Annotated in this window: 4 protein-coding genes and 1 pseudogene; all 5 read right to left on the bottom strand. The window is 56.5% G+C overall.

Annotated features, from left to right (window positions below):
* Nucleotides 1-225, bottom strand: a pseudogene (locus B5F88_RS18785) (hypothetical protein); the annotation flags it as partial.
* Complete coding sequence (locus B5F88_RS18780; protein ID WP_087349005.1) at nt 216-611, bottom strand: hypothetical protein; 396 nt, start codon at nt 609-611, stop codon at nt 216-218. The pseudogene B5F88_RS18785 and the gene B5F88_RS18780, both read right to left, overlap by 10 nt.
* A complete protein-coding gene (locus tag B5F88_RS18775; protein ID WP_087349003.1) occupies nt 608-1,147 on the bottom strand; it encodes a hypothetical protein in 540 nt (179 codons plus the stop codon). Before B5F88_RS18775 ends, B5F88_RS18780 begins: the two co-directional genes overlap by 4 nt.
* A gap of 12 nt (nt 1,148-1,159) precedes the next feature.
* Nucleotides 1,160-1,384, bottom strand: coding sequence for an Imm17 family immunity protein (locus tag B5F88_RS18770; RefSeq protein ID WP_087349001.1), 225 nt, complete (start codon nt 1,382-1,384; stop codon nt 1,160-1,162).
* Nucleotides 1,385-3,231, bottom strand: a 1,847-nt coding sequence (locus tag B5F88_RS18765) for a DUF2185 domain-containing protein (RefSeq protein WP_087348999.1), incomplete at its 5' end; no start/stop codon positions are given. It lies immediately after the preceding gene.

Here is a 3,231-nt window from a genome sequence, read left to right as displayed (position 1 = left end):
CCAGGAGCCCATCAGCCATGTCTGTATAAAGTCGCCCACCTTGCTGCCAGGAGCAGGCGGCCCATAGACGCTCTCGTCCGCCCACATGACCTCCATCTTTTCACATTGATCTGGCCGGGGACAGGACTGCTTGTTGCCGTATCGGTACATGATATTCACATAACCGAAGTCCTTGCCGGTTCGGTCATGACCGACGGCTTCCACTTTATAGGCAGTTATGGACATTGCAGTTCCACCTCCTGAGCCAGTACAAATCCGCACAGTCCAAGGGAAGAGTCGATGACAAATACCCGGATGTGCTCCCGTTCCATGCGCTTCCGCAGTTCCTCGATGCTGCAGCAGGCGGGAAAGCCGTAAGAGATGGTCCCGCCCAGCAGGTCTTTGTACTGCTGGAAAAACCCGTCCACGGTGATCTCGTCCATGCCGAAGAGGATGTTGTCCTGGATCACATTTTCAAACCAGTGGGCCAGCAGGCCGGCAAAGCGAACAGATACTTTCTCTCCGGTCTCGGTCTGGGTATCCATGTGCAGTGTGTGGGCTTCAAAGTCAGCGCAGTAGCGCAGGGCTCTGTTGTCGTGCAGCTTTTCAAAGGATTGAATTACCATACTCATGCCAACTCTGCGTCCAAAATCTGGACTTGTTTTCCTTTTTCGTTCACATAGTAAAGGGCGATATAGTCGATGCCGTCCCGCTTGACCTGTTCCCAAGGCATACGCTCGCCGCTGATCAGTTCCACAGTATCCGCCTCATCCGGTTCGAAGTCTTCTTTTTCGTCCTCGTAGTCCACGCTGTACCCCAGCTCCAGCACCAGCTTGGAGGCGGGGATCTCATACCGCTTGAGGGAGCGGTGTTCCAGCTCGGATGGATCATGTTCATCGCAGAACATATTGTCGTAGCCATGCCGCCCGCCGTCGAAGATGACGAATTCCTCGCCACTCTCCGGGTCACGAGCTGTCACAAGTTCGGGAGCGAAATAACTGGGAACAATATATAGCTGTGGTTCTGCGTTTAAGGTCAACAGGTCACCGTAGTACCAAACCTCCAGCAGTTCATTGCCAGTGGTAGAACACAATGTCACGGAGGGCAGGCGTTTCTGTGCCCACTCCTTCACATGGCCGGTGAGCCAGGTAGGATATTTTTCGCTCATCGTTCGTCCTCCTTACAGCACCCAGGACATGATGCTGGTCACAATCAGCACGATTCCCAGTAGGAAGAAGATCACTCGCCTGGAGCCGCGGCCATAGCGGTGAGAGTCCGGCTTACCGGTGGGGTCGCACATCCAGTTCCAATTCAGAATTGAGCCAGCCACGGACACAATGCCCATGATCAAAGTCACCCACTCCCAGTGTGCCTGTAAAAAAGCTGTGATCTGCTCGCCATTCATTTAAGTTTCCTCCTCACCTTCGTCATCGCGTATCACCTCATACCATGCTCCATCTTCACTGCGCATCTGCATGGTTCCGTAAGGTAGGTTCAGAAATCGGATAATGTCTGGGTCGATGCGGCAGATGTCACGAATATCATAGAAGCCGCAGTGCGACTCGTAGTATTCATCACCTTCGCCGTACACATCGCCCTCATCCCCGGAGTAGAAGGCCCAACCGCTCTCCCAACCCATATCCTCGCGCTCGGGGAACAGCCGGTCCATAATCTGCACCTTGCACCCATCCTGGGCGACGCGGTCGGAAGCGTAGCAGAACAGAGGGCCGTCCCAGTCGGGAATGACAGCCGGTTTCCCTTCCGCTGCCCGCGCCACGCGCTCCTCGGGGTCATCTGCAAATTCCGCTTCCAGATACTGTTGATACCGCTCATCCAACAGCTGCTCCACACTCTGACGGATTTCTTCGGTATATGGTAGAAGTAGGTAGGCCGCTTCTTTTTCCGCAATACTGTTCCAGACGCGGTCTTTGAGCCTGGCCAAGACGATATTCCGGCAGTCCCGGAGGTAGACATAGGGGTTAGAACGGTTGTCCTGGGCGTACCACTGGGCAAAGCCAGAGCCTCTCCGGTCAAAGAACTGAGTAGACAATTTCCCATCCAGATTATCCAGGATGAACACCCGTAGATCAGGCCCCTTTCCGGCCCGAACCGCCTCCACCACCTCCCGATAGCGGGAGAGGAAGGGGTTGCTCATTTGGCCCCGTTTCATAGCCCAGCCCAGGAAGAAGGCCATCCGATTGCAGGCATCCACTTCATCTACTGGCAGGTGAAGTGCCCGGATCTTCTTGATCTGCTCTGCGGCGTTGTCCATCTCCGCCGGGTCGTAGCTGATTTTCTCCCGGTCTGTGACCACATTGAGCCGGTGCGGATTGATGACCTCCAAGCTCTCGTCCGGGCAGAGGTCCAGCAGGGCGTCCGAGCCGTGCTCCAACTTGTATTGGATCTCCTCCCGATAGAGGGGAATCACCTGATAGAAGTTGACTTCGTCCTCGTCCGGCAGGCGGCAGAAAAAGGAGTCCGTCCCAAACACACCGGGACAGAGTAGGATCTCACCACGCAGCTCCGTGTTCTCCGCGAAGGGGATGCCATCCTCACCCTCATCCAGTGTAGTCCTGGATTCCAGCCCTACCTCCGGGTCCTCCATGGCGAAGTGGGCGGTGGCCAGCATCATCCGGATGGGCCAGTTCCACCGCTCCTCCCGACAGTCCGCCTTTGTCAGCCTCCAGTCTCGGGGCAGGTTGATGAGTAGCTCCGCCCGTTCCAGTTTTTCCTCCCGACGCTCCTCCGGGAAACCCATCCGATGCCGGCTCAGGCCCACAGTAACCAGGGTGTAGTAGTCATGATCCAGCCGGGGCGGGATGACGGCGATCTCCAACGGGTAATCTGGGTCGCTGTTGTCTGTGAGGAGCTGGGTATAGACACCGAACTGCTGGTCGATATGTACTTTCACATGGCCGAGGATGTCATCGTCGGCAGGGGGAATGGTCTCCCGCCGGATAATCTCCTCCCGCTCATTCCAATCCAGTTCCAAGGAATTTCCCTCCTCCAGATACTCCTCGCAGTCCCGCACCAGCTTTTGGGCGTCCGGGTCATCCGGGGCCAGAGCCAGCCAGCGTTTTGCGTATTCATAGGCGGTGGCTGCGGAGCTGTATGCCATCAGGCAGGAGTAGCCCATCCGGGCGTTCCAGTAGGGATCGTTCTCACCCTGGGTGCGAACGGACTCCAGTAGATCAATGGCGTGCCGGAGAAGATCTCCATCTACTTCAGCGTTCTCGCCAAGGGCACCGTGGT

The sequence above is a fragment of the Flavonifractor sp. An306 genome (genome assembly GCF_002159455.1).
In the GTDB taxonomy this organism is placed as follows: Bacteria; Bacillota; Clostridia; order Oscillospirales; family Oscillospiraceae; genus Flavonifractor.
Note: the sequence above shows the minus strand (reverse complement) of the source record. Positions and strands in the feature narration are given on the sequence as shown.

Excerpts from the sequence above, each read along its gene's own strand:
- B5F88_RS18780 (WP_087349005.1), bottom strand. The coding sequence starts at position 611 with ATGAGTATGGTAATTCAATCCTTTGAAAAGCTGCACGACAACAGAGCC.
- B5F88_RS18775 (WP_087349003.1), bottom strand. The coding sequence starts at position 1,147 with ATGAGCGAAAAATATCCTACCTGGCTCACCGGCCATGTGAAGGAGTGG.
- B5F88_RS18770 (WP_087349001.1), bottom strand. The coding sequence starts at position 1,384 with ATGAATGGCGAGCAGATCACAGCTTTTTTACAGGCACACTGGGAGTGG.